This window comes from Bradyrhizobium sp. P3_C3 (assembly GCF_056402655.1).
In genome coordinates this window covers 250383-274862 of the sequence record NZ_JBFUGY010000013.1, presented here as the reverse complement: position 1 = coordinate 274862, position 24480 = coordinate 250383, and the positions used below count along the sequence as shown (strand labels likewise).

23 protein-coding genes are annotated in these 24480 nt (G+C 64.4%); 7 read left to right on the top strand and 16 right to left on the bottom strand.

What is annotated here, in order from left to right; translation table 11 throughout:
* Window positions 1-64: 64 nt before the first annotated feature.
* Window positions 65-655, bottom strand: coding sequence for a thiamine pyrophosphate-dependent enzyme (locus tag AC1DW2_RS17520; RefSeq protein WP_354238224.1), 591 nt, complete (start codon window positions 653-655; stop codon window positions 65-67).
* Window positions 652-1194 (bottom strand): phosphonopyruvate decarboxylase, encoded by a 543-nt coding sequence (locus AC1DW2_RS17515; RefSeq protein WP_477006736.1) that lies wholly within the window; start codon window positions 1192-1194, stop codon window positions 652-654. The genes AC1DW2_RS17520 and AC1DW2_RS17515 overlap by 4 nt, the downstream gene beginning before the upstream one ends.
* A 108-nt stretch (window positions 1195-1302) precedes the next feature.
* Here AC1DW2_RS17515 and AC1DW2_RS17510 point away from each other — a divergent pair, with 108 nt between their 5' ends.
* From AC1DW2_RS17510 to AC1DW2_RS17500, 3 genes are all read left to right on the top strand, one after another.
* Entirely contained in the window at window positions 1303-2535 is a 1233-nt protein-coding gene (locus tag AC1DW2_RS17510; RefSeq protein WP_477006735.1) for a cytochrome P450, read from the top strand.
* Window positions 2536-2610: 75 nt separating this feature from the next.
* On the top strand, window positions 2611-3828 hold the full coding sequence (gene rocD, locus AC1DW2_RS17505; RefSeq protein ID WP_166350836.1) for an ornithine--oxo-acid transaminase: 1218 nt from the start codon (window positions 2611-2613) through the stop codon (window positions 3826-3828).
* Between the two features lie 483 nt (window positions 3829-4311).
* A complete protein-coding gene (locus tag AC1DW2_RS17500) occupies window positions 4312-5901 on the top strand; it encodes a Spy/CpxP family protein refolding chaperone (protein WP_477006734.1) in 1590 nt (529 codons plus the stop codon).
* A 163-nt stretch (window positions 5902-6064) separates the two neighbouring features.
* Here the strand turns inward: AC1DW2_RS17500 and AC1DW2_RS17495 are convergent, their stop codons facing one another.
* The 10 genes from AC1DW2_RS17495 to AC1DW2_RS17450 form a co-directional block, all read right to left on the bottom strand.
* On the bottom strand, window positions 6065-6310 hold the full coding sequence (locus tag AC1DW2_RS17495) for a hypothetical protein (protein WP_477006733.1): 246 nt from the start codon (window positions 6308-6310) through the stop codon (window positions 6065-6067).
* A 794-nt stretch (window positions 6311-7104) separates the two neighbouring features.
* Window positions 7105-7968 carry a sugar phosphate isomerase/epimerase family protein gene (locus AC1DW2_RS17490; RefSeq protein WP_477006732.1) on the bottom strand — a complete coding sequence of 288 codons (864 nt, stop codon included), beginning with the start codon at window positions 7966-7968 and terminating at the stop codon, window positions 7105-7107.
* Complete coding sequence (locus tag AC1DW2_RS17485; RefSeq protein WP_477006731.1) at window positions 7968-9158, bottom strand: dihydrodipicolinate synthase family protein; 1191 nt, start codon at window positions 9156-9158, stop codon at window positions 7968-7970. The genes AC1DW2_RS17490 and AC1DW2_RS17485 overlap by 1 nt, the downstream gene beginning before the upstream one ends.
* Before the next feature lie 10 nt (window positions 9159-9168).
* The gene (locus tag AC1DW2_RS17480; protein WP_354238218.1) at window positions 9169-10320 is read right to left on the bottom strand and encodes a Gfo/Idh/MocA family protein; all 1152 of its coding nucleotides are present in this window, start codon (window positions 10318-10320) and stop codon (window positions 9169-9171) included.
* 5 nt (window positions 10321-10325) lie between these two features.
* A complete protein-coding gene (locus tag AC1DW2_RS17475; RefSeq protein WP_477006730.1) occupies window positions 10326-11714 on the bottom strand; it encodes a hypothetical protein in 1389 nt (462 codons plus the stop codon).
* 4 nt (window positions 11715-11718) lie between these two features.
* On the bottom strand, window positions 11719-12567 hold the full coding sequence (locus tag AC1DW2_RS17470) for an ABC transporter ATP-binding protein (RefSeq protein WP_477006729.1): 849 nt from the start codon (window positions 12565-12567) through the stop codon (window positions 11719-11721).
* The gene (locus AC1DW2_RS17465; RefSeq protein WP_477006728.1) at window positions 12564-13556 is read right to left on the bottom strand and encodes an ABC transporter substrate-binding protein; all 993 of its coding nucleotides are present in this window, start codon (window positions 13554-13556) and stop codon (window positions 12564-12566) included. Before AC1DW2_RS17465 ends, AC1DW2_RS17470 begins: the two co-directional genes overlap by 4 nt.
* A 62-nt stretch (window positions 13557-13618) precedes the next feature.
* The gene (locus AC1DW2_RS17460; protein ID WP_477006727.1) at window positions 13619-14428 is read right to left on the bottom strand and encodes an ABC transporter permease; all 810 of its coding nucleotides are present in this window, start codon (window positions 14426-14428) and stop codon (window positions 13619-13621) included.
* Between the two features lie 321 nt (window positions 14429-14749).
* On the bottom strand, window positions 14750-15505 hold the full coding sequence (locus AC1DW2_RS17455; protein WP_477006726.1) for a TetR/AcrR family transcriptional regulator: 756 nt from the start codon (window positions 15503-15505) through the stop codon (window positions 14750-14752).
* Window positions 15506-15633: 128 nt separating this feature from the next.
* Window positions 15634-16482 (bottom strand): VOC family protein, encoded by an 849-nt coding sequence (locus tag AC1DW2_RS17450; RefSeq protein WP_477006788.1) that lies wholly within the window; start codon window positions 16480-16482, stop codon window positions 15634-15636.
* 208 nt (window positions 16483-16690) lie between these two features.
* Between AC1DW2_RS17450 and AC1DW2_RS17445 the strand changes: the two genes are divergently transcribed.
* Together AC1DW2_RS17445 and AC1DW2_RS17440 are read left to right on the top strand one after the other, a co-directional pair.
* Window positions 16691-17584: a sugar kinase gene (locus AC1DW2_RS17445; RefSeq protein ID WP_014496984.1), complete on the top strand. Its 894-nt coding sequence runs from the start codon at window positions 16691-16693 to the stop codon at window positions 17582-17584.
* Between the two features lie 19 nt (window positions 17585-17603).
* A complete protein-coding gene (locus AC1DW2_RS17440; protein ID WP_477006725.1) occupies window positions 17604-18509 on the top strand; it encodes a ribokinase in 906 nt (301 codons plus the stop codon).
* Window positions 18510-18558: 49 nt separating this feature from the next.
* Here the strand turns inward: AC1DW2_RS17440 and AC1DW2_RS17435 are convergent, their stop codons facing one another.
* Complete coding sequence (locus AC1DW2_RS17435; RefSeq protein WP_477006724.1) at window positions 18559-19779, bottom strand: NAD(P)/FAD-dependent oxidoreductase; 1221 nt, start codon at window positions 19777-19779, stop codon at window positions 18559-18561.
* 227 nt (window positions 19780-20006) lie between these two features.
* Here AC1DW2_RS17435 and AC1DW2_RS17430 point away from each other — a divergent pair, with 227 nt between their 5' ends.
* Together AC1DW2_RS17430 and AC1DW2_RS17425 are read left to right on the top strand one after the other, a co-directional pair.
* Window positions 20007-20801, top strand: coding sequence for an enoyl-CoA hydratase/isomerase family protein (locus AC1DW2_RS17430; RefSeq protein WP_477006723.1), 795 nt, complete (start codon window positions 20007-20009; stop codon window positions 20799-20801).
* Entirely contained in the window at window positions 20798-21379 is a 582-nt protein-coding gene (locus tag AC1DW2_RS17425) for a histidine phosphatase family protein (RefSeq protein WP_477006722.1), read from the top strand. Before AC1DW2_RS17430 ends, AC1DW2_RS17425 begins: the two co-directional genes overlap by 4 nt.
* On the opposite strand, the gene AC1DW2_RS17420 is transcribed toward AC1DW2_RS17425, so the two are convergent.
* The 3 genes from AC1DW2_RS17420 to AC1DW2_RS17410 form a co-directional block, all read right to left on the bottom strand.
* The gene (locus AC1DW2_RS17420) at window positions 21372-22712 is read right to left on the bottom strand and encodes a TRAP transporter large permease (RefSeq protein WP_477006721.1); all 1341 of its coding nucleotides are present in this window, start codon (window positions 22710-22712) and stop codon (window positions 21372-21374) included. The genes AC1DW2_RS17425 and AC1DW2_RS17420 overlap by 8 nt on opposite strands.
* Window positions 22709-23287 carry a TRAP transporter small permease gene (locus tag AC1DW2_RS17415; RefSeq protein WP_477006720.1) on the bottom strand — a complete coding sequence of 193 codons (579 nt, stop codon included), beginning with the start codon at window positions 23285-23287 and terminating at the stop codon, window positions 22709-22711. The genes AC1DW2_RS17420 and AC1DW2_RS17415 overlap by 4 nt, the downstream gene beginning before the upstream one ends.
* A gap of 153 nt (window positions 23288-23440) precedes the next feature.
* Window positions 23441-24436, bottom strand: coding sequence for a TRAP transporter substrate-binding protein (locus AC1DW2_RS17410; RefSeq protein WP_063984777.1), 996 nt, complete (start codon window positions 24434-24436; stop codon window positions 23441-23443).
* Window positions 24437-24480: the final 44 nt, after the last annotated feature.

Here is a 24480-nt window from a genome sequence, read left to right as displayed (position 1 = left end):
GAAAATGGCCACACTTCCCCGCCCGGAGGGCCCGGAACGTTGCTCAGGACGGAGCCAAGCAGGGCTAGATCGGCTGGAAGCCGAGATCGCCACGGATCCGGTTGACGATGTAAGTCCCGTCCCGGACTGGGAGAATCCGGTCCAGGCTGGCGCTATCGATCTTCACATTGGCAAATCGCGGCCCCGCCGAGACGTTGTGGACGGCTTTGGCGAAGGCCTCGACCTCGGCCATGGTCGAGATCGCGCGGGCGTCCCCGATGCCGCAGGCCCTGGCGACGCCGACGAGGTCGGCAGCCGCGGAGGTGTGGCTGGTCTGGCCACCGGTCTCGCCATAGGCCTCGTTGTCGAGCACCACGATCGAGAGGTTGGACGGCTTCTGCAGGCCGATGGTGGCAAGGCTCCCCATCCCCATCAGCATCTCGCCGTCGCCGGTGATGACCAGTACCGGCAGTTTTGGTTGCGCCAGCGCCAGGCCAAGCCCGATCATCGCCGCGCCGCCCATGCCGCCCCAGAGGTAGAAGTTGCGCGCGTGGTCGCCGGCGGCACACATGTCGTTGGTGGAGGCCCCGAGGCCGCCGATCGCAACGACGTCCTTGCGGTTCGCAAGCAGGGTGGACACCACCTGGCGGCGGTCGAGGAGATTGGCCTTGCTCATTTGGTGAAAACCTTGGCGCCGATCAGGCGCTGCGACAGCAGGACGGCGGTGGGCGTGAGCGCGTTGTAGGCCTGCGCTGCGGCCGCCTCCATCACCGCCGGCACCTCGGCCGCATTGGACGCGCGCAGCACCTGGACGCCCGAGAGTTCGAACACGCCCTGCGTGGTCGATCCCATCGGCACCTGCCATGGATTGAACTCGCCCCACTCGCCGCGCATGGTCACGAGCGTGAGGAACGGAAAGCGCAGGATCGGGATCAGCGACAGCATGTTGATGCAATTGCCGACCCCGCTCGACTGCATCAGCAGCACGCCACGTTGTCCGCCCGTCCAGGCCCCGGCCAGGAGCGCGACACCCTCCTCCTCCGTCGTCAGCGGAATGCCGCGCATCGAGGATGAGGCCAGCACGCGCTGGATCAGCTTCGAATGACCGGCATCGGGCACGTAAGGCACCTGCCGGACGTCGAAGCGTTGCAATGTCGCGAAAATATCGTCGGGCCAATTCGGGGCCGTGTCAGCAGCGTCAGCGCGGGCGTGCATTTTCCTGTCCGGTCGGCTTGCAAATCACGACACGACTGTAGACGGTGAGCCGAGCCGCTCGAAAGAGCGAAAACAGCATATCGGTCTCAACCGGCGAGTATGGCGGCGATGAACGCAAGTGCGAAAGAACTGGCGGCCAATTTCGATCTGGAGAAGCTGACACCCGAATTCTACGACGATCCCTACCCGACTTATCGTGCACTGCGGGAAAACGAGCCGGTCAAGCGCCTCCCCAACGGCACTGTGTTCCTGACCCGCTATGACGATCTCGTCACCACCTACAAGAACACAAAGTCGTTCAGTTCGGACAAGAAGCGCGAGTTCGCGCCGAAATACGGCGACACCCCGCTCTACGAGCACCACACCACGAGCCTCGTCTTCAACGACCCGCCTGCCCACACCCGCGTGCGCCGCCTGATCATGGGCGCGCTGTCGCCGCGCGCGATCGCGGGGATGGAGCCTGATATCGTCAAGCTGGTCGACGGCCTGCTCGATGCCATCGCCGCCAAGGGGGCTTGCGAGCTGATCGACGACTTCGCCGCGTCGATCCCCATCGAAGTGATCGGCAATCTGCTCGACGTTCCCCACGACGAACGCGAGCCGCTGCGCGACTGGTCGCTTGCGATCCTCGGTGCGCTCGAGCCGGTGGTGTCGCCCGAAGTGGCTGCGCGCGGCAACAAGGCGGTGAAGGACTTCCTCGCCTATCTCGAAACCCTGGTCGCGCGCAGGCGTCAAAAGCCGGGCAATCCCGAGCGTGACGTGCTGACGCGCCTGATCCAGGGAGAAGGCAACGGCGAGGAAAACGGCGAGCGGCTGACGGAGAAGGAGCTGCTGCACAACTGCATCTTCCTGCTCAACGCTGGGCACGAGACCACCACCAATCTGATCGGCAACGGCCTCGTCGCGCTGCACCAGAATCCGGACCAGAAGCGGCGGCTGATCGAAAACTCCGACATGATCAAGACTGCCGTCGAGGAGATGCTGCGCTACGAGAGCTCGAACCAGCTCGGCAACCGCATGACGACAGAGAAGATCGAGCTCGGCGGCGTCATGCTCGACGCCGGCACGTCGGTGACGCTGTGCATCGGGGCGGCCAACCGCGATCCCGCCCAGTTTCCGGAGCCCGAACGCTTTGACATCGCACGCACGCCGAACCGGCATCTCGCCTTCGCCACCGGCGCGCATCAATGCGCCGGCATGGCGCTGGCGCGGCTCGAAGGCGCGATCGCGATCTCGCGCTTCCTGGCGCGCTTCCCGAACTATGCCGTGAGCGGCCATCCGGTGCGGGGCGGACGGGTGCGGTTCCGCGGCTTCCTGAGCGTGCCCTGCTCCATAGGTTGAGGCCCGCGGGCATCGTTTCGAACGAGCCACGCATTATCTGTTAGAATGCGTGAGACACGTGAGCTGGAGTGACGAATGAGTAGTCCGCCAGTCGCTGATTTCATCTCGAGGGAGGCGCGCTTCGGCGCCCGCAATTACGAGCCGCTTGGCGTTGTCCTGTCGCGCGGCGAAGGCGTTTTCGTTTGGGACACCCAGGGCAACCGATATCTGGATTGCCTCTCCGCCTATTCGGCGGTCAACCAGGGCCATTGCCACCCGAAAATCCTGGCCGCCATGGTCGAGCAGGCCGGCCGATTGACCCTGACCTCGCGCGCATTCCACAACGACCAGCTCGCTCCCTTCTACGAGGAGATCGCGGAACTCACCGGCTCTCACAAGGTGCTGCCGATGAATAGCGGAGCCGAAGCCGTTGAGAGCGCGATCAAGTCCGTGCGCAAATGGGGCTATGAGGTGAAGGGGGTGCCCGACGGGCAAGCCGAGATCATCGTGTGCGCCAACAATTTCCATGGACGCACGCTCGGCATCGTCGGTTTCTCGACCGACGCGGCCACGCGTGAACATTTTGGCCCCTTCGCGCCGGGCTTCAAAATCATTCCCTTCGGCGATCTCGCCGCGCTTGAAGAGGCCATCACGCCGAACACCGTCGCCTTCCTGGTCGAACCCATCCAGGGCGAAGCCGGAGTCATCATTCCACCGGCAGGCTATTTCACCGGGGTGCGCGAGCTCTGCACGGCGCACGACGTGATGCTGATCCTCGACGAGATCCAGACTGGACTCGGCCGCACCGGCAAGCTGCTTGCGGAACAGCACGAGGGTATCGAGGCTGATGTGACGCTGCTCGGCAAAGCCTTGTCCGGCGGTTTCTATCCCGTCTCGGCCGTGCTTTCCAACAACGAGGTCCTCGGCACGCTGAAACCAGGTCAGCATGGCTCAACATTCGGTGGCAATCCGCTCGCCTGCGCGGTGGCGCGCGCGGCGCTCCGCGTTCTCGTCGAGGAAGGGATGATCGAGAACGCTGCGGTGCAAGGTGAGCGCTTCCTGAAAGGCCTCCGAAGCATCCGCGCCAACACGGTGCGCGACGTGCGCGGACGCGGGCTGATGCTGGCGGTCGAGCTCAACCCTGAAGCCGGCCGTGCGCGCCGCTACTGTGAAGCTCTGCAGACCGAAGGCATCCTCGCCAAGGATACCCACGAGCACACGATCCGCTTCGCCCCGCCGCTGGTGATTACCAGTGACCAGGTTGATTGGGCCTTGGAGAGAATCGCTGCCACCCTGACGCAGGATTTCGCCTGAGCTCTGCCTGCGTCGGAAGACCGCAAGGCCGCTGGCAGTCAACAACGAACGATTTCGCCACCTGCGCGTTGAACGGTTCCGGGCGACTGGGACGAGCGTGGAGTTGCGATCATGCTTCCGCGTGCCGTGTGCCTTTCGGCGTTTTTGGTCGGTGCCTCGATGCTCGCGGCGAGCGTCGGTGCGTCCGCCCAGGACCATCATGGTCGGGGTGGACCACCGGGAGCGGCTGCCCGACCGGCAGCGCCGCCCGCGATGGCCCGACCGGCGGCGCCACCTGCGATGGCGCGTCCTGCCGCGCCGGCATTTCATCCCCCGGCCATGCCGCAGCGGCCGGCCATGGCGCCGAATCCGGCGCCTCGCATGGCCTCCCCGCCGCCGCGCCCGGCCCCGCACTTCGCGGCACCGCCGCAGCGAGCTGCCCCGCACGTGGCGGCACCGCGACCTGAATTCCACCGCGCTCCGGCAGCACCGCAACGTCCGGCGATGGCACCGCCGCCGACGCCGCATATTGCCGCCCCCTCACACCCCGGCGCGCCGCCGACCGTGAGCGAGCGGCGGGAACAGCCGCGCGAGACGCTGTCGCGCCAAGCCTCGGAACGCCAGGGCCGCATCGACCACTTGCAGCAGCGTGTGCAAACATTGCAGTCGCAAAAGCCGGAAGGCGCAAGAGCGCAACGCGAGCAGCAGCGGTTGCTGCAGTCGCAGAACAGGCTGCTGGAGCGCGAGCAGCGCGTCCAACAGCGTGAGCAGCACGTCGAGCAGCGACAGCGCGAGGTGCTGTCGCGCCAGACCACGGAGCGCCAGCCCCGCATCGATCGCCTCCAGCAGCGTGTGCAGACCCTGCAGTCGCAAAAACCGGAAGGCGCACGCGCGCAACGCACACAAGAACGCGCACTGCAGGCGCAGAACCGTCTGCTGCAGCACGAGCAACGGGCGCAGCAAATCGATCTGGCGCGCCAGCAGAGGCTGGGACCGCAGGCCCCCGCTGCAACAGCCGCAGCGGCTGCCGCCGCGCGCGGGCGGTTTGCCGCGCACTTCCGCGAGCGGGCGACTGCGCAAACCCAGGCGGCCCTCGTCGCCCGCCACAGCGGCTGGGCTCCCCGGAAGGCCTGGCGACACCGCCATCCCGCGGTGTTCGTGGCATGGCTTGGGCCCGTGTTCTGGCCTTACGCCTATTCCGACATTTTTGACTACACGTTCTGGTCCTATGCCTACGAGCCCGGCTATTGGGCGTACGCGTATGACAACTTCGTCGACACCGTGTTCTGGGGCGATGACAGTCCCTATTCCGCCTATGCCAGCACCAACCCGAATGACTATCCGCAAGCCGGCGGCGGCACCCGCGCGCGCCAGCGCGCCAGCGTGAGCCCGCAAACGCTGCAGCAATTATGCGGCACACCGGACAAGGGCGTCACCGCTTGGCCGCTTGACGATATCACGCGGGCGGTGCGGCCGACGGCGGAGCAACGTGCGCTGCTCGAGGCGTTGAAGACCGCGGCCGCCAACGCCGCCGGTGTGTTCAAGGACTCCTGTGCGGAGACTTATGCACTGACGCCGCCTGGCCGCTTGCGGGCGATGATGAACCGCGTCAGCGCGACACTGGATGCGGTCAAGATCGTGCGACCGGCACTGGAGACTTTCTACAACTCGCTCAGTGACGAGCAGCAGGCCCGCTTCAACGCGCTCGGCCCCAACATCGGCGACCGCTCGCCTCGGCAGCAGGAAGCCAATGCCCAGGAAGCCAGTGCCGAAGGCTGCGGCGATCCGAAGTCCGGCCTGACCCAGTTGCCGATCCAGAGGATCGAGGCTGTGCTCCACCCCGCGGGCAAGCAGAAGGAAGCGCTCGACCGCCTCGGCGAAGCGACGGCGAAGGGCGTTGAGGGCCTACAGGCGGCCTGTCCGAACGATGTACCGCTGACGCCGGTCGGACGGCTGGGGGCGATGCAGCACCGGCTCGAGGCCATGCTTCAGGCCGCCAAGCTGGTCGAGCCCGCCCTGGACGAGTTCTATGCCACGCTGAGCAGCGAGCAGAAGGCGCGCTTCAACACGCTGCAACAGCTCGCAGGCCCGTGACGGCAGCGTCGCATTCTCTCGTTGCAATTCGAGCAGCGGCCGAGCGACGCGGGGTGCCATCATCGCCCTGCTCCACAGTTCGACCAGAACATGCGTGTCCGGGCCGCTTCTCTCTGCGAGAAGTGCGGTGGCACGGAATGCAAACAACCGCCTCGTCTTGACCTCACGCGACGGAAATCGTCTTCGGTCCAGCTTCATTCGCGGTTGGGATCGCTTGAGGCGGCTCTTTCTCATCCGAGCTGATGGCGTTGCATTGCTGGGAGTGAGCAGACAACTCAAGATCGGCCAGGTGGTCCCAGTATTCTGCTTCTGCGAGCAGCTTCCATTTGTTCATGCTGTTGTACGCGGCCTGTTGGCGGCACAGCGAACCCATCGCACGCAAGCGCTGCACTCTCTCCACTGCCTCCACTGCGAACCTCCCTTCGCGCCAGCTTGTTTACAAGCGCATTTATGTTGTCACAATTTCGCAGATTGAATTGACGAGTGATAGTCCGGTGTTTGACGGTCAATCGATGATAGCGCAATCGTCTGACTTTTCACCGACGTGAGCAGCTCCAACCCTGAGAGCTAGTCGAGCTCTCAGCGCCGCAGCCCCTTCGGCCAGCGCTGTACGCAGGCACGCACCAAGACTCGCCTCGGACGACGGGTTCCTAAGTCGCAGGTGCATTCCATTTCAGGACTGAAATCTTAATTGTCAGCGGCCTTCCCGCGATAGTGGTTAGCTGGCGATCAGACTGGGCCGGACAAGGTTTGATCCCGAAACTATTTTGGCCCGGCACATTGGACTGCAAGACCGCCTTCGGGCGGTCTCTCCTTATCGCCGTAATAGAATGGCCTGGGGCTGGAACACGCCGGGGCCTCCGGCAAAAGTCGCTAGCGTTGCCCCGCCGATCACAACAATGGCCCCGACGATTGCGCGTCGGGGCCATCCAAGATCATCAGGCGTGGGTACATCCGCCGTGCCTGCCGATCGTTGATGCCACTCATTACCGCATCCGATCTGGCGCAGACCGTGGCGAGGCTGCGGCATCGGGATGATATCATTCTGCCTGAAAGCTGACGGCTGTCCACCTCTCGTTGGTGGTACTCCAACCGGCTCGCTGAATTCGCTCGAGCCCACCGCTTCGGTGCCGTCAAGCGGAAGGCGTGCTTCAACACGCGGCAACAAGTCGCAAGCCCGTGAGAACAGCGCGCGCGTGGGAGCTAGACCACCGTCCTGTGCCGCGTAATGCACGTGCGCAGCACCTCGTCCATCGGCTTGCTCCACCAGTCGTTGGAGAAGATCTCGATCTCCGAATAGCCGGCAAAACCCTGCGCCTCGACCGCGGCGCGCGCCGATTGGATGTCGATGACGCCGTCGCCCATCATGCCGCGGTCGTTGAGGATGTCCCTGGTCGGCACCAGCCAGTCGCAGACATGGAACGCGAGCAGGCGATCCTTGCCGGCGCGGGCGATCTGGGCCATCAGCTCCGGATCCCACCAGATGTGGTAGACGTCGAGCGCGACGCCAAGCATGCCGCTGCGGCCGGGGTCGAGCCGATCGCAGATGTCGAGCGCCTGTTTCGTCGTGTTCACGCAAGCGCGGTCGGCTGCATAGGCCGGATGGAGCGGCTCGATCGCCAGCGGCAGTTTTGCCTGTTTGGCGTAGTCGAGCATGTCGGCAAGCGCTTCCTCGACCTGCCCGCGCGCTCCCGCGATATCCTTCGACGCCTCGCTGCCCGGCCGCGAATATTGCGGCAGGCCGCCAACGACGAGAACGATGCAGGGCGCGCCCAGCGCCTTGGCTTCGTCGACACAGCGGCGGTTGTCGTCGCGCACTTCGCCGCGACGCGATGCGTCCGAGGTGAACATGCCGCCACGGCAATAGCCCGACAGCTCGAGGCCGGCCTCGCGCACCGCGCGCGCGGCGCGATCGAGACCGACGGAAGCGACCTGGTCGCGCCAGGGATCGATGGCGCGGATGCCGTGCTTCGCACAGGCGTCGATGATCTCGACGAGGTCACCCTGCTTGCGGACCGTCGCCGTGTTGAGGGACAGCCAGCGATGGTCGGACGAGAAATCGCGCATCAGGAGTCCAGTCCGTGCGAGGCCAGCACGGTCTTCATCCGCTGTGTCGCCAGTTCCGGATTAGCGAGCAGGCCGGCCTGATCGGCAAGACGGAACAGCTCGGCCAGATGCAGCATCGAGCGCGCGCTCTCCTGGCCCCCGACCATGGTGAAATGATCCTGGTGGCCGTTGAGATACGCCATGAAGACGACGCCGGTCTTGTAGAAGCGCGTCGGCGCCTTGAAGATGTGGCGTGACAGCGGCACGGTCGGCCCCAGCACGTCGTGGAAGCCGGCCTCGTCGCCTGCCGCGAGGCGTGACAACGCATAAGAGGCAGCCGGCGCGATCGCGTCGAAGATGCCGAGCAGCGCGTGCGAAAAGCCCTGGTCGTCGCCGGCGATCAGCTCCGCGTAGTTGAAATCGTCGCCGGTGTACATCTTGATGCGCTTGTCCAGGCGCCTGCGCATGTCGATCTCACGCTGCTTGTCGAGCAGCGAGACCTTGACGCCATCAACCTTGGCAGCGTTGTTGTTGATGATGGCCACCGCAACGTCCATCGCCTTGTCGAGGTCCTTGGTGCCCCAATATCCGGTCAGAGCGGGATCGAACATATCGCCGAGCCAGTGGATGATCACGGGCTCGCGGACCTGCGACAGCACGCGGTTGTAGACCTTGGCGTAATCGTCGGCGCTGCGGCCGAGTTTTGCGAGAGCACGCGACGCCATCAGGATGATGCGGCCGCCGACCTTCTCGACGGCCGAGAGCTGCTCCTCATAGGCGCGAATGACGTCGTCGAGGCTCTTGGCATCCTCGACCGCAAGATGATCCGTACCCGCGCCGGAGAACACCAGCGCGTTGCGCCGCTTGGCGGCGCCGACCGAGCGGGTGATCAGCTCCAGCGAAGTCGGCCAGTCCAACCCCATGCCGCGCTGCGCGGTGTCCATGGCTTCGGCGACGCCGAGGCCGAGGTCCCAGACGTGCTCGCGGAAGGCGATGGTCTTGTCCCAGTCGACTGCGGCGGAGAGCCAGGGATCGTTGTCCGCAAAGGGATCGACAACCGTGTGCACGGCCGAGAACGCGATGCGGTTCAAAGGTCCTTCGAGCTTCGCGGGGAACGTTCGCGACGCCGCGAGCCGGTAGGTCTCGATCGAACGATCTGCCTTCGGCAACTTCAGCGACAATGACGACATCGGCTGGACGGGCTTGTTCATGTGTCCCTCCTCAGGCCTTGATCGGGGCGACGTCGATCCAGCGCCGCTCCTTCCAGCTCTTCAGCGCGCATTCGGCGAGCTGCACGCCCTTGACGCCTTCGAGCAGCGTGAACTTGTAGGGCGCGTCCTCGTAGACGTGCCGGATGAACATCTCCCACTGCTCCTTGAAGCCGTTGTCGTAGGTGACGTTGTCAGGCAGCTTCTGCCAGTCGCCGTAGAAGTCGTGCAGCCGCTTCTCGTCGGGATTCCACACCGGCCGGGGCGTTGCCTGCCGCGCCTGGATCATGCAATCTGATAGGCCCGCGACCGCCGAGCCGTGTGTGCCGTCGACCTGGAAGGTGACGAGATCGTCGCGATAGACGCGCGTCACCCAGGACATGTTGATGTGGGCGATGACGCCACCCTCGAGCTGGAAGGTCGCGTAGGCGGAATCATCCGCGGTCGCCTTGTACTTCTTGCCCTGCTCGTCAAAACGCTCGGGGATATCCGTGTTGCCGATGCAGACCACGCTCTGGACGTTGCCGAACAGGTTGTCGAGCACGTAGCGCCAGTGGCAGACCATGTCGAGGATGATGCCGCCGCCGTCCTCGTCGCGATAGTTCCAGGACGGCCGCTGCGCCTCCTGCCAGCCGCCTTCGAACACCCAATAGCCGAATTCGCCGCGCACCGAGAGGATGCGGCCGAAGAAGCCGGAATCGCGCAGGAAGGCGATCTTCTTCAGGCCGGGCAGGAACAGCTTGTCCTGCACCGTGCCGTGTTTGACGCCCTTGGCATTGGCGAGCTTGACGACCTCGAGCGCCTCCTCGAAATTCGTCGCGATCGGCTTCTCGCAATAGACGTGCTTGCCGGCGTTGATGGCCTGGGTCAGAAGACCGGGCCGCGCCTGCGTGGTCGCGGCGTCGAAGAACATGGTGTCGTTCTTGTCGGCGAGCGCAGCATCGAGATCGGTGGTCCAGCGCGTGATGTTGTAGCGCTTGGCGAGGGCTTCGACCTTGTCGGCGCTGCGGCCGACCAGGATCGGATCGGGCATCACGCGGTCGCCGTTCTTCAGCCGGACGCCGCCCTGCTCGCGAATCGCGACGATCGAGCGGATCAGATGCTGGTTGAGACCCATGCGGCCGGTAACGCCGTTCATGATGAGGCCGAGGCGTTGGGTGGTCATGCCAATTACTCCCAAGGTGATTTTGGCTGTTCGAGCGGGCGGAGCGCCGACCAGTCCGGATGGACCGACGTCGCAAAGCCCGTTGCATGAAGCGATCCCGTCAGGAGATCGCCGTTTTGAATGGAGAGGCGGATGCCCTGCCCGGCATCGGCGTAGAGATCGGGATGCGCGGCGGCGAAGGCCGCAGCTTCAGCGGCGGGCGTATCGCCGAAGCCGTCGACATAGTGATGGCCGTTACGTTCGGCATGGGTCACGCCGATGAAGGCACCGAGCGCGAGATCCTGCTGAACGGCAAGGCCCGCCTGGCAGGTCAGGTCCTCGCCGGTCACGAAGAACCGCGCACCGCCCGCGCTCCATTTCGCCGCGCGCGTCGCGTTGACGATGGACTTGTAGAGGCCCTTGCAGGACTTCGAGGAAATGCCGCAATAGCCGAGCGCACGCGCCGCCGGGAAGGCATCGTAGGAATCGTCAGCCTCGTCGATGATGAAGCCGTGCGCGGCGAGCGAGCCGAGCGGGCATTGCCGGGTGATGTCTCGCGGCATCGGCTGTTCGACATAGAGCAGCCGTGACGCGATCGACCGCAGCGCTGCATCGTGGTCGAGCCGGTCGGTCAGCGCATGCAGTGCGGTGAGATCGGCATACTGTTCGTTGGCGTCAAGCGTCACCTTGTAGTCACGCCCCAGCGTATCGAGCTCCTTGCCAATACGCGTCAACCGGGCTGCATCAGCCGCGAAATCCCCTGACAGCTTCAGCTTGAAGTAATTGGCACCGGCGTTCTCGCGTGCATCGGCAACACCGCCCTCACCTTCGACGGTATCGTCGAGGCCCACGGTGTGCCTGATGGCAACGCGCGGCAGCGGCTTTCGGCCCGCAAGAAACTGCGCGATATCCGTTTCCTTCAGGTCAGGAGAAAGTCGCGCATCGATGCCCGCGACGTTGCCGGCCATCCCGTCGAAGAAGCTGGTCTCCATGGCACGCAGCAGTGCGTCGAGGATCGCCTTGTCGATCTCTGCCGGGCCATAGGCCGCCGCAAGCGCCGGAATATTCTTTTTCGCACAAGTCGCGACCTGCGCACCGATGCACGAGGCATGCAGATCGAACGCCGTCAAGAATCCAGTCCGCGCAAGATAAAGGCCCCGCGCAATCTCCAGCGAGCGCCGCAGGCCGTCGACCGTCTGCGCCGGCGATAGCTCCGGCCGCTTGTCAAACCATTTTGGCACCAGCAGCTCGGCGCTGGCACCGACCGCATTTCCCCTGCCCTCGACCTCGATCTCGACCCGCACGAACAGCTGCGGCGTCGCGTTGATGGTGATCGCGCCAAAGCGGAACGGCCGCGCGAAATGCACGGGACGTTCAAAGAACGCGATATCTCGCAACTTCAGGCGCGGCGCCATGACTTTAATCCAGCGAACCTTGCGAGAAAAAATGCTTGCGGATGCGTTGCACGAGCTCGGTGAAGACAGGATCGGCCATTACATCGAGCGAGCGCGGGCGCGGCAGCGGCACGTCGTAGATCGCAGCGATCGCACCGGGCCGCTCGGTCATGACCAGCACGCGGTCGGCGAGGAACACGGCCTCCGGAATCGAATGCGTGATCAGGAGCACCGTCTTCTTCGTCTCGCGCTGGATCCGCATCAGCTCGACATTCATGCGCTCGCGCGTCAACGCGTCGAGTGCGCCGAACGGCTCGTCCATCAGCATGATCTTGGGATCGTGCACCAGCGCACGGCAGATCGAGGCGCGCTGCTGCATGCCGCCCGAGAGCTGCCAGGGCAGCTTCTTCTCGAAACCTTCGAGGCCGACCAACCTCAAGAGCGCCTTGGCGCGATCGAGATATTGTTGTCGCGGCAGCCGCTTCATGTCGATCGGCAGCATCACGTTCGCGAGGATGTTGCGCCAGGGCAGCAGCAGCGCGTTCTGGAAGACGATGCCGACATTGCCGTGCGGCTTCGTCACCTTCTCACCCTCGACCAGGACCTCGCCTGATGTCGGCGGCAGCAACCCCGAGATCAGCTTGAGCAGCGTGGACTTGCCGCAGCCGCTTGGGCCGACCACGACGAAGAACTCGCCGTCGTTGATGTGGAAATCGAGCGGACGCAGCGACGGCACGTCGCCGTCGCGCGTCCGGTAGGTCTTCGACACGCCGGACAGCTTGATGCCCGACGCATCGCCTGCAGCCCGGTCGCTCACCAGTCTCAGATGCGCGGCCTGCTGCACGGTTTCGCTCACGACTGCGGCTTGCTTCACGATCCGCTCTTCGGCAGATAATCGTTGGTGTAGAAGGCCTTCGGGTTCGCCTTGGCCTTGGCATCCAGTCCGCCATATTCGACCATCAGATTGACGGAGTCCGTCATGTTCTGGTCGGTGACCTGGAACGGCCGCTTGCTCTTGGTCTCAGCGGTCCGGTAGAGCGGAATGGTCAGCTCAAATCCCTGCGTCAGCGTGTCGATCTTGCCGCCCTTGGGGTTGGCATCGAGGATCGACTGCGCCGCAGCCTTCGGCTCTTTCTCGGCGGCCTCGACCGCCTTGGTCGTCGCCGACATGAAGCGGCGGACGAGATCGGCATTGACCTTCACATAGTCGGAGTTGGCGATGATGCCCGAGGAAACCATGTTGATGCCGTAGTCTGCGAACTTGATCGGATAGACATCCTTGCCGGTGGCGTCCTTGATCTTCATCGATTGATCCATGACGTAGCCGAGCAGGAGATCAGCCTGGCCGTTGATGACGGCATTGAGCTTGGTCTGGCCGTCGCCGGCGACCGTCTGGAAATCGCTCTCCTTCAGGCCGGTCTTCTTCAGGAACAGCGGCCAGATCTGGGTCATGGAGTCGGCCGGCGTGATCGCGACCGTCTTGCCCTTGATGTCTTCCGGTTTCTTGATGTTCTTGTCGGCGAAGCCCATGGCGGACATCGGGCTGGTCTGCAGCAGGACGCCAGTCGCAACCACGGGGGCGCCCTTGATCGCGGCGCGCATCATGGTGGGAACGTCGACGTAGCCGAAATCGGCGGTCTTGGCGGCGACGGCCTGCGTGGTCGCAGCCGAACCGCGGCCTTCCTGAATTTCGAGGTCAATGCCCTCGGCCGCATAGATGCCCTTGGCCTTGCCGTAATAGAACGGCGCGTGCTCGCCATAGACGTACCAGTTCAGCATCAGCACGACCTTGTCGGCTGCCTGTGCGGGCAGCGCCGCAAACACCATCAGCGCAGCCGAGACAGCTCCTATCCACCGCTTCATCGTTTCTCTCCCTTGCCCTTGTTGCGTCGGCCGTTGATGGCCGTTCGTTGCCATAGTTTTTGTTACGAGGCGAAAATCACGTCTTCGCGCTGGCTGACATGCCAGGGAATGACCAGCTTCTCGATCCGGTCCACGATCCAGAACAGGATCACCCCGAGCAGCGCCAGGATCACCAGCGCCGCGAACATCGTCGGCAGATCGAACGTGCCGATCGAGCGCTGCATCACGTAGCCGATGCCGGAATTGGAGCCGACGAACTCGCCGACTACGGCGCCGACTACGGCAAGCGTCACCGACACTTTGAGGCCGGAGAAGATCGCCGGCAGCGCATGCGGCAGATTCACCGCGAGGAAAACCCGGAACCGGCTGCCCTGCATGGCGCGCGCGAGATCGACCATGTCAGGGTCGACCGACTTGAAGCCCTGCACAGCCGAGACCACCACCGGGAAAAAGCCGAGCAGGAACGCCGAAATCACTTTTGGAATGATGCCGAAGCCAAACCACACCACGAACAGCGGCGCGATCGCGATCTTCGGCACGGATTGCGAGAACACCAGCAGCGGATAGACATAGCTCTCCACTGTCTTCGAGCCCGCGATCAGCATCGCGACGGGGATGCCGAACAGCGCCGACAGCAGGAAGCCGCAGACGGTGGCATAGGTGGTCGGCCAGGACTGGCGCAGCAGTTCCGGCCATTCGGTGCGCAGCACCGCGACGACGTCGGCCGGCGCCGGGATCTGATAGGCGGGAATTTTGAACAGCCGGATTGCGWGGTCCCAGGCCACGACGATGAAGACCAGGAACAAAAACGGCCGGACCCAGGCCGCATTCAGCATCTTGGATACCGCACTTTGCGGCTTCAACTCAGCCACGTCTCACTCCCGGCATTCTTCTTCGTTCGGGGGAGAAATTAACTCGTTGGATAAATACTGTCCAGAGCTTTCCCTGTGACGTTTTGTGCCGATTCCTGGCCTCCTGTCGTGTCCCGGACGCGCTGCTGCGCTACGTCCGGGGCACGAGACCGCCTCACCCTCGGTGTCATTCCCCGCGAAGGCGGGGAATCCAGTACGCCGCGGCTTCTCGGTTCAATCTCAACCGTCTCTGGAATACTGGATTGCCCGCCTTCGCGGGCAATGACGGCGGAGATTGAGGAAACGACGGACGATTGGTCCACCAACGCGCGGACTGGGCCGCTAAACCGTCTGCGCCACCGCGCTGCGCGACTTCGGCGCCTTGGCGATCTCGAACAGCGCGGTCGATCGCCCCGTCAGCGCGGCCAGCACGAGGCCGACCATGTGCGAAAGCCGCTCGTCCTTGGCGTCCTTGGCCAGCAGATCGCGGCCGAAGATCACGCTCAACGTGGCCGAATTGGAGAGATAGAAGAAGCAGAGCCCCGCGATCGAGATATAGAGCTGCACCGGATCGACTGCGACCTGGAAATCGCCGCTGTCGACGCCACGCAGCACCACGGTGCGGATCATCTCGACGAAGGGCGAGTGCATCGACTTGACCTTGGTCGAGCGCTTGAGGTGCTTTGCGCGCGCGAGGTTCTCGGTCTGGAGCAACGACAGGAATTCCGGGTTGCGCAGGAAGTAGCTCCAGGTGAACTCGATCAGGCGCCGGATCGCTTCGGGCGGATCGAGATGCTCGAGATCCAGCCCCCGCTCCTCGCTGCGGATCTTGTCATAAGCGCCTTCGAGCACCGCGAGATAGAGCTCGTCCTTGTTGCCGACGTGATAATAGAGCATGCGCTTGTTGGCGCCGGCCTTGGCCGCGATGCGGTCGACACGCGCGCCCGCGAGCCCGTGGGTGGAGAATTCCTGCTTGGCGGCTTCGAGAATGCGCAGCCGCATCCCCTCGGGGTCGCGCTGCCATTTCAGAGTTCGCTTTGCCGTTGCTTTCGCCAAACCGGGTGCCCGCTGGGTGATCGTCCAGATCGCATTTATCATGCGCGAGGCCCGCCGCATAGTTTCGTCATTGCGAGCGCAGCGAAGCAATCCAGACTGCCACCGCGGAGACAGCCTGGATTGCTTCGTCGCAAGAGCTCCTCGCAATGACGAACGGGGAGGCCGCCCCTTCAATCCGCCGGCTTCGGCGAGCGCTCCAGCAGCACCGTCTGGATCCCGCAGGTGCCGTTCCGCACCGTCATGATCCGCGTACCCGGCTTGCGGCCGTTGCGCACCTCGGTGACGTCGAGGCCGGCGGAGATCAGGCGGGCGCGGGTGGCGTCGATGTCGGCGACCCGCCAGCTCAGGCCCCAGAGACGGTCATGCAGGGAATCCCCACCCGCCACGGGGCGGCGCACCACTTCGACGATGAGGTCGCCGCAGCGGAAGAACATCAGCTGGCCCCAATCCTGGTGCGAGCGGTCCAGTGCGAGATCAAGGCCGAGCCGCGCGCCATAGAGCGCGGCGGCGCGATCGGAATCCTCGGTGGTGACCACGACGTGGTCGAGTCCATCGATCGGCGCGATGTCGGTCGCAGTCGACAGCGGCCGCTCCTCGGCGAGCTCGAGGAAGAACATGCGCACGCCGCGCGTCAATTCGGTTGCGGCACGCGTGCGTTTCCAGTGCAGGACCGCGCCGCTCGCGACGTCGCTGCTTTCGACCTCGGCGACCGGATCAGGCCTCAAAGCCACCCGCTCCAGCCGCCGGTGCATCTTGCTCATGTCTGCGACACGAAAGCACAGGCTGGCGAGCACGCCCTCGCGGTCGTCGAGCAGCGCGCGGATCCGGTCCGCCGCGACGTTAAAGCCGCTCGGCGCAATCAGCTCGATCGTCATGTTCGCAAGCGTGAACAGCACGCGGTCGGCGCCCTCGCCGGAATTCTGCCAGGCCGGCGCGCGCCCGAGCAGCGTCTGATACGCCGCCTTGGCCGCACCGATATCCCTCACCAGGGCAACGACGTGATCGAGGCCGGTGATCATCATTCCCCCCTTGATCGACCTGGAACCATGTTCCGAAGGACGGCGTTTGTCCGGGCTTGGCATGGACCGGTGATGGTCGTATTCCGGCCACATGCCGACCTCAAGCGCTCGGGCGGCAGATTTGCGAATAATTTCAGCGTCCCCAGAGCGGAACCGGTGTTAGAGTAAGCCCGCCGGCCGGGACCACCCAGCGCATCACGGACAACCAATGCAGGCTCTCTTTATCGGTCAGACCTATATCGACGTCGTCTTCATCACCGACCACATGCCGACCGGCGACGAAAAGCACGTGGCAACGGACTACGCGGTCTCCTTCGGCGGCAACGCGGTCACGGCGGCGTTCTGCTGCGCCAAGCTCGGCATCGTGCCCGACCTCATCGCCACGGCGGCCAACGACTGGCTGGGGCGGATGTTCCAGGACATGTGCGCGAAATACGCGATCTCGCTGCACGGGCGGAAAGTGAACCAGTCCTCGCTGTCCTTCATCATGCCCAAGGACGGTAAGCGCGCCATCGTCCGCTGCCGCGACGACGAGCACATCCATCCGTTCCCGATGCTCAATCTCGGCGGCTGCCGCGCCCTGCACATCGACGGCCATCAGCCCGATGCCGCGATCCACTATGCAAAGGTCTGCCGCGAGGCCGGAATCCTGACCTCGCTCGACGGCGGCGGCCTGCGCACCAACACGCATGAGCTGCTCGCATTCATCGACGTCGCCATCGTCGCCGAACGCCTGTGTGAGCAGATGGACCTGACGCCCGAGAAGATGCTCGACTACCTCAAGAGCCGCGGCTGCAAGATCGGCGGCGTCACCATGGGTGAGAAGGGCCTGCTCTGGTACAATGAGACGGGTGCGGTCGAGGTCATGCCGGCGATGCCGATCCCGCGCGAGCGCGTGATCGACACCAATGGCGCCGGCGACGTCTTCCACGGCGCCTATGTCTATTCCTACCTCGCCCACCCCGGCAAAAGCTGGCGCGAGCATTTTGATTTTGCCCGCGCCGCCTCGACCTTCAAGATCCAGCGCCTCGGCAACGAGGCCGGGCTGCCGACCCTTGTGGACATCGCCAAAGTCAGGCACGAGTTTGAAGTCAGGGTCTAGGGTTTTGTAAGGGCATATCATGGGGCGCGTCTTTATCGCCGGCAGCATCAACATGGATGTGGTGGCGACCGCCGATCGCCACCCAAAAGTCGGCGAGACCGTCGCCGGCCGGCAGGTGCTGTATTTTCCCGGCGGAAAGGGCGCGAACCAGGCCGTCGCGGCGTCACGGCTCGGTACGAAGACCACGCTGATCGGCCGGCTTGGCAAGGATTCATTTGGCGCTGAGTTGCGGACGTTCCTCGGTGCGCAGGGCATCGAGCTCGGCTCTGTTCGGGACGCCGACACGCATAGCGGCACCGCGATCATCACGGTGGCAGCCTCCGACAACACCATCGTCGTCATCCCCGGCAGCAATGCGCTGGTCGGCGCCGACGATGTCGCGGACGTTCCGCTGGCGAAGGGCGATGTGGCCGTCAGCCAGTTCGAGATTCCGCTGCCGACGATTGCCGCCTTCTTCCAGCGCGCCCGCAGCACCGGCGCCACGACGCTGCTCAACCCGGCACCGGCGCAAAAGATGTCCGCCGAGCTGCTGGCGCTCGTCGACATCCTCGTGCTGAACGAGACCGAGCTCGGCTTCCTCGCAGGCGTGGAGCTCTCCGATGGCGACGAGGCCGCAACAATCATCGACGTCGCGCGGCAACTTCAGGCGCGCGAGGACCAGACCATCTGCGTGACGCTCGGCAAGCGGGGCGTGCTCGCGCTCGCCGGCCGCGAGGAATTCGCGGTGTCCGGCCGCGCGGTGAAGGCGGTCGACACCACGGGCGCCGGCGATTGCTTCGTCGGCGCACTTGCAGCGCAGCTGGCGGAGGGCGTGTCCCTGCGTACAGCGCTCGCCTTCGCCAACGCGGCCGCCTCGATCAGCGTGCAGCGGATGGGCGCAGGTCCCTCGATGCCCACGGCCGCGGAAGTCGCCGCGGTCTTGTAGAGCGCGGCGCTTTCTTCACCTCGCCCCGAGAGCAGGCCGAGGGGGAAGATCAGGCCAGCGCGCTCTTCAGGTCGAAGCCTTCATCCGCGGCCTGCTCCGGCGTGATCGAGCGCTCCAGTCCGAACAGGCGTCGGCCGAACATGTGGTCGCCGGCACGGTTGACCGACTCGATGCCGAGCAGTCTGTCGCCCTTGTAGCAGAACGCCGAGAACGCTCTCTTCGCGGGATCGCCGCGCAGCACGACGCGGTCGTAGCCGGTGGTCAGCCCCGCCATCTGGAGCTTGTCGTCGCCCTGGTCGCTCCAGAACCAGGGATGGCTGTCGTAGGCCTTGCGGTCGCCGGTCAGCCGAGCCGCGAGGCAGCGGGCGTGATCGGTGGCGTTCTGCACCGATTCCAGCCGCTGCGATCCGCCGAAGCGCGGACTGGCGAACAGCGCGCAGTCGCCGATCGCGGAGATGTCAGGATCGGACGTCGAGAGATATTCGTCGACGATGATGCCGGCGGCGACGGCAAGCCCCGCCTCCGCCGCAAGCTCGATGTTCGGCAGCACGCCGACACCGACCACGACGAGGTCGGCCGGCAGATGCCTTCCGTCGCTCAAGGAAACGCCGGTGACCTTGCCGCCCTCAGCCTCGATCGAGGTTGCCTGCACACCGAGGTGAATGCGGATGCCGGCCTCGCGATGCCGCGCCTGAAAATACTCCGAGACCTCCGTCGTCACCGCGCGCGCCATCACGCGCGGGGCGAGTTCGAGCACGTCCACCTCGAGGCCCTTGATCCGCGCGGTGGCCGCGAATTCGAGGCCGATGAAGCCGGCGCCGATCACCACGACACGCGACTTCGACGGCATGATCTGTCGCAGCGCCTCGCTGTCGTCGAGGATGCGCAGATATTTCACGTCGGGCAAATTCGCATTCGGCAAATCAAGCAGCCGGTTGCGCGCGCCCGTGGCCAGCACGAGGTGGCCGTAAGGCAGCGTCTCGCCGGATGCGAGATGCACCTTGTGGCCGGCGCGATCGATCGACACTGCGCGGCCTGCGATCAGCTCGATCTTCTGATCCTGGTAGAATTTCTCCGGCCGGAACATCAGGCTCTCCGGCCCGGCCGAGCCCTTGATATAGGCCTTGGACAGCGGCGGCCGCTGATAGGGCAGATGCGCCTCGTCGTTGAGCAGGCAGACGCGATCGGAAAAGCCCGCCTGGCGCAGGGATGCCGCGACCTGGTAGCCGCCATGGCCGGCACCGACAATGATCACCGGACCACCCGTCATTGGAACAGCCCATTTCCGGAGACACGAGCGTCACCCATGTCGTCTCCTCTCTCGCTGATATTGGCTTGGCTTGCCCAGGAGGAGCCGGCGCTCGTGTCCGTTCCTAAACGAAGGCGGCCCATTTGAGCCCATCATTCCGTCCCGCGCAAGAGCGGCATGCGGGGATTGTCACCCCCGACCTTCTGCGATTTAGTTGCAGCAACGACCTCATGCCGGGGATATTCCAGATGCCAGCTCCCGTCTCCAAACCCGACGATCCCGCCTTGCTGCGGATCGACGGCCCGATCGCAACCATCACGCTCAACCGCCCCGCCGCGTTCAACTCGGTCAACCTTGCAATCGCACAGAAGCTCGAACAGCTCGCGGCCTATCTCGAAGGCGCCGACGACATCAGGGTCGTCGTGCTCGAAGGAGAAGGCCGCGCCTTCTCGGCCGGCGGCGATCTGCAGACGATCGGCGCTGCGGCCGAAACCGGCACGGTCACGCCGGTCGTCGGCGAGCTGCTGAAGCACTATCACGCCTTCATCGAGATGATCCGGCGCATGCCGAAGATTTCGCTGTCCAGCGTGCACGGCTCGGCGGCCGGCGCCGGCATGGGCCTCGCCTTCGTCACCGATCTCTGCATCGCCGCGGAGGATGCCAAGTTCACGCCGGCCTATGCCAAGATCGGGGTGTCGCCGGACGGCGGCTCGACGGTCGGGATCGTCGGTACGGTCGGATCGCGACTTGCGCTCCAGATCTTCCTGTCGGAGGACAATTTTACCGCGCAGCAGGCCTATGAATGGGGCCTGGTTGCGAAGGTCGTCCCCGCCGCAGAGTTGAAGGCGGCCACGCGAAAACTCGCCGAGCGCCTTGCGCAGAATCCGCCGGCGGCGATCGCCGGCACCAAGTCGCTGGTCTACCAGGCCGCGACCACGCCGGTGAAGCAGCAGCTCGATGCCGAGGAGCACAAGATCATCATGGCGATGAACACGGAGGATTTCCGCGTCGCCGTGAAAAAATTCACGAGCAAGGGCAAGTGAGCGTGCCGGCACCGGCGCGCTCGTTCTGCGGCCTGCGCCACGGCGCGACCGACTGGAATAGGCAGGGGCTATTTCAGGGACGAACCGACAACCCGCTGAACGCGGACGGCCTTGCGCAGGCGCACGAGGCCGCGGACATGTTGCGCGGTACCGGCATCAGCCGAATTGTCGCGAGCCCGCTGGCGCGCGCGGCCCGAACGGCCGAGATCATCGCAGACGCCATCTCGGTGCCGCTCTCGATCGATGACGGCGTCATCGAGTTCGATTTCGGAAGCTTTGAGGGCCTCCCTGTCCGCGACCTCATGATCAAGCACGGCGTCAATTCGGCGACGGGCCTCGTCTCGATCCTGCCCGCCGACGGCGAAAACTGGGACGCCATGACCGAACGGTCGCTGGCTTGCGTCTCCGCATGGCTCGACCGTCATCCTGACGACGACTTCCTGTTCGTCTGCCACGACGCGGTGATGCAGGGAATGGCGAAATCGCTCGCCGGCAGCTATTTCAAGAACAGCCACGGCACGCCGTTTCGCTACCTCCGTGAAGGCGAGCAATGGCGCGTCGAGCAGCTCGTCACTTAGGGCAGATGTAGCCTGTCCCCGCCGGCGACTTGAAGCAGCCGACCGATTCCGGCAGCACTTTCTGCGGCAGCCACAGCACCACGCTCGGGAAATAGATCGCGAACGCGATCGTGGCCAGGAACACCACATAGATCGGCAAGGCGGCGCGTAAGGCCTTGGCAAAACTGATGCCGACGAATTTCGAGGCCATCAGCAGCACCAGGCCGTATGGCGGCGTGATCAGGCCAAAGGCGAGCGTGGCGATCAGCACCACGCCCATGTGCACGGCGTTGATGTCGCCGGCCTCGGTCAGCGCGTTGACCAGCGGCATGAAGATGATGATGGTCGGCACCGGCTCGATGAAGTCACCGACCACGGTGAAGAGCAGCACCATCAGCAGCATGATCAGATGCGGATCGTTGCCAGCAATCGAGGTGATCATGTCGGCGATGTAACTCGCACCGCGTAAGTAAGCGAGCATCCAGCCGAAGGCATTGGCGGCGCCGATCGTGATCAGCGGCAGCGAGAAGATCAGGCCTGCAAGGCAGAAATCGTATGGGATCTTTTTGATATGCCCGCGGTTCAGCGCGGGGATCACGATGACGACAATCCAGACCACCGCAACGACGCCGGCTTCCGTCGGCGTGAACCAGCCGGTGAGGATGCCGCCGAGCAAAATGACAGGGATCATCAGCGGCAGGGCGGCGTCACCCGCGGCGAACACCACCTGCCGCAGCGGCGCGCGCGGCTTGCGCAGGCCGGAGGGGCCGAAGAAGTAGCAATAGATCATCAACCCGAAGCCGATCATCAGCCCGGGCACCACCCCCGCCATGAACAGGCCGGCGATCGAGACGTTGCCGACCGCGCCATAGACCACCGCCGTGATGCTCGGCGGCACCAGTGCGGCGATGGTCGAAGCGGACGCGATGATCGCCGCAATGAAGGCGGGCTCGTAGCCCTCGCGTTTCATCGGGCCGCCCAGCGCACGGCTCATCACGGCGACGTCGGCAGTGGTCGAGCCCGACATTTCCGAGAAGAACATGCTGAAGACAACGACGACCTGCGACAGCCCGCCCCTGATGTGTCCGACCAGCGATACTGACAGGTTGGCTATTCGTACCACCACGTTGGCCGAGCTCATGAGCTCGCCGACCAGCAGGAAGAACGGGATCGCCAGCAACGCTTCGGAATCGACGCCGTCGAAGATCTTCTGGATGATCGCGGCCAGCGAGACATCGGAGAGGAGCGCACCAATGAACACGCCGGCCATCAGCGAGAACGGCACGGGCACGCCGAGATAGCCGAACGACAGGAAGCAGATCGACATCAACGCCAGGACAACGGGTGCGCTCACAGCTGCGCCCTCATCTGCACGTCCGTGATGACGGGCGCTCCGTCCTCTTCGGGCGGCTCGTGATGGTCAAAGCCGTTGCGCAAGCCGTTGACGAGCTGCTCGATGGTGAACAGGCCGATCAGCACGCCGGACAGCGGGATGATCGCATAGAGCGAGGCGATCGGAGTGCCCGACGGCAAGCGAAAGCTGCCGAAGCCGCGAAGATAGTTCTGATAGCCGTACCAGATCAGGCAGAAGGCGACGCCGAGCACGACGAGACGAATGATCACTTCGACGATCAGCCGCGCCGTGCCGTGCATCGCTTCGGAGATCGCGGTGAGATAGAGGTGATCGTTGCGCCGGGTCGCGACCGCGGTCCCGACGAAGATCGCATAGATGAACAGCGTCGAGGTGACTTCCTGGAGCCACAGCCAGGGGTGGCCGATGGTGCGTGTGACGATGTCGGCGGTGACCGACAGCGAGAAGCCGAAGCAGAGCACGCCGCAGAGGACCATCAGCGCAAGCTCGAGCCAGTCGAGCCAGCGCCATTTCAGGTGGCGTTGCCGTTGCACCAGCAGTTTGTCGGCGATGGACATTGTTGCTCCCGGCTGCAGCTTTCCGTCATGGCCGGGCTTGTCCCGGTCATCCACGCACTTGGTGCGGGCTCGAAGGAAGAACGTGGATGCCCGGGACATTTGGCGCGAAGGCGCGCTTCGCGCTTCTGCCCGGGCATGACGACTTTGCTGTAACTAGTTCACCGACCGGATCAAATTCTTGATCTTCTCGGCATGCGGGCCGAGCTCCTTGGCGAGCTTGTCGAGATAGGGATCGGCGATCACCGTGAAGCTCTTCTTGTCGACGTTGTCGACGATCTTCACGCCCATCTTCTTCAGCTTGTCGGCCGCGGTGCGCTCGAGGTCGAACGCCTTCTGCGGCTCTTTCGTGCTGACCTCGTTGGCCGCCGCCTGCACCCACCCCTTCTGCTCCGCCGATAGGCTCTGCCAGAGCTTGTCGGAGACGAACACCAGCGCGTTGTTGGCCTCGTGCTCGGTGATGTTGAGGACCGGGGCGACTTCGTAGTGCTTGTTGACGAGGTAGACGTTGATGCTGTTCTCGGCGACGTCGACGACGCCGGTTTGCAAGCTGGTGTAGACGCTGCCGAATGGCATGTGCACAGTCTGGGCACCGTAGGCCGGGAACATCATGTCCTCGGTCGCGGTCGCCTGGACGCGGATCTTCAGCCCCTTGATGTCGCCGACATTGTGGATCTCCTTCTTGGAGTACATGTGGCGCACACCCTGCGAACCGGTCGCAATCACGTGCAGGCCCTGCGTGGTCTCGTCGATCATGGTCTTGAGCGCTTCGAACACGCGGGGATCGGCCAGCCCCTTGACCACGTGGTTCTCGTCGCGGAACAGGAAGTGCAGCGACATCACGCCGGCCTGCGGGGAGATCGTCGCGGTGTTGGCCGAGGAGATGATGGCGAATTCGATGTCGCCGGCCTTCACGAGCTGGAGCACCTGCGGCTCCTGCCCGAGTTGCGCGCCCGGATACTGGTCGATGATCATGGTGCCCTTGCTCAATTCCTTGAGCTTATCGGCAAAGAGGTCGCCCGCGATGGAATAGCCGGTGTTGCGCGGCTGATCGTAGGCAAAGCGATAATGCTTCACCTCCTGTGCCCCGGCCCCGGTGACGAAAAGTACGGCGGCCATGGCCACCAACCCACGCATGGATCGTGCAATCATCGTTTCCCCCTGTTTTATCGCCCGCCGCTTGTGCGGTCTGAGCG